Origin of the sequence: Micromonospora qiuiae (genome assembly GCF_016863555.1) — a bacterium.
Taxonomy (GTDB): domain Bacteria; phylum Actinomycetota; class Actinomycetes; order Mycobacteriales; family Micromonosporaceae; genus Micromonospora; species Micromonospora qiuiae.
In genome coordinates this window covers 1-1,737 of record NZ_BOPC01000169.1, presented here as the reverse complement: position 1 = coordinate 1,737, position 1,737 = coordinate 1, and the positions used below count along the sequence as shown (strand labels likewise).

Genomic DNA, 1,737 nt, shown 5'->3' with positions numbered 1-1,737 from the left:
ACGCCGCCGCCCACCATCCGAGGCACAGCATCACCACGCCCGGATCCCGACCTCGCCTACTGCCGATCTCTCTCAGCTACGATCCGGCTGTTTCGAGCAGCCTTGGCCGGGGCTGGACGAATCACTGCTGTTTCCTTGGGTACGCGGTAATGCGGACGACACTTCCGAAGGAGGCAGGGCGATGAAGGACCGGATCCTCAAGGGGTTGAAGCGGCAGGTCAACTCGATCATGGTCCGCCGTAGGCGCAAGGATTCCATCATCAGCAGACCGGGCCGCTCCCGGAGGCCCGGCCGGCTCTTCCAGTAAGCGCGCTCCGCGTCGGAAACGTCATCGATCACATGGATCCCGAGCGGGTCATCCTTAACGGTGACAGCTTGCGAAGTTGAGGATCTTCCTGCCAGCGTCGCTAGGGTCGAGATCAGGTGGTGCTCACACAGAGCAGGAGGGGGTTCCCACAGGAGACGGGCTGAAGATTGGACATAACACCCGTCACCGCTGCTCTCAAGTCTCGTTGTCCCATCAAGATAGGACGAACCGGACAGATATCACCTTGATGCCGTTCGCGCGCTAGTTGACAGTGGAGGTACGTTATTGGTCCAACCGAGCGACATGGCGACTACAAAGAGCTAATGTGGACTCGTTTCGCAACGGATCGGGTAACGAGGAAGACGTGATCTTCCAATCCACAAGCGGAGGGAGAGAGATGGACCAGGAATTCCGGGAACTCATCGACTCGCTCGGCAACATGACTGCTGATCGCGTACGGCATTTCCCGGTGTCCAAAATCCGGATTGTCGCCAACGAGGATCTTTGCACTGCCCAGGTGACGGTGTTCGTAGCGCATGCCCTCACCGACAAGGAGTACACCGCCCTCATGGAGCGCATGATCGGAGCTCGCGAGTTTTACTTTGACGAGCTGTCGATTGGCTTTTCGATCAGCCTCGGTGAATCAGAGGATTTTCGCGGGATAGCGGAAGCCGCTGGCTCCCGTGAATTCGCGTACTCCGGCTGCTGACCGTGACCCGGCCGGTCTTGCAGGCTGCCGATCACACTGCTCGGGCAGCAATCCATCACCAGACTGCCGAGTCTCTGCTCGCTCGAACCGAGGAGTGGGCGGCGGTCTGCTATTTCTATGCCTCCCTCCATCGGGTGCGAGCCGCTTTGTTGGCTGACCCGATCTTCGGAGACCCTCCGCGCCTCGCGACAAAAAATCCCGCCCTCCATCCCAGCGACGCCCACTGCACCAAACATATGGGATACACAAGGATGCAAAACGGGCGAAGGAAGAGGGTCTGGGGGCTAAACGAACTCGTCTTTCTCCTCTACCCTGCGGTCGCCGCAAGCTATGAGCTTCTGTACAACTCCTCACTTGAAGTGCGTTACCAGCAAGGACTCGCGACGCTTTCCCTCCAGGGCGCATCTGGGCACGCTGACTTCATTCGTGAGGAGTTCGTGCGAGGGAATCTACGCGCCTAGCCTCAGCTAACACCCCATTGCGAGGATTCCCCCGTTTGCTCGTCGGCTCGCCCTTGTGGGGAGCGGGGGACATTGCGGTAGACCATCCCGCCTGTGCCGATTGGGCAGGCCGAGCAGACTACTCAGCGACCCGCCGGCGTCCGAACCTTCGTCTCAAGGCCGTGGCGGGCCGGGCGGGCGGCACGGACCCGTGAACCGCTGGCGAGCCCTCGGCCGACTGGAGCCGGAGCGCCCTGCCAAGGGACCACTAGAGCGACCGG

At 60.9% G+C, this 1,737-nt stretch carries 2 protein-coding genes; both read left to right on the top strand.

Annotation, left to right across the window (positions count from 1 at the left end; all coding sequences use genetic code 11):
* Nucleotides 1-181 precede the first annotated feature (181 nt).
* Complete coding sequence (locus tag Vqi01_RS31425; protein ID WP_275408863.1) at nucleotides 182-307, top strand: hypothetical protein; 126 nt, start codon at nucleotides 182-184, stop codon at nucleotides 305-307.
* 397 nt (nucleotides 308-704) lie between these two features.
* The gene (locus Vqi01_RS30190; protein ID WP_204038533.1) at nucleotides 705-1,016 is read left to right on the top strand and encodes a hypothetical protein; all 312 of its coding nucleotides are present in this window, start codon (nucleotides 705-707) and stop codon (nucleotides 1,014-1,016) included.
* The last annotated feature ends 721 nt before the right edge of the window (nucleotides 1,017-1,737 follow it).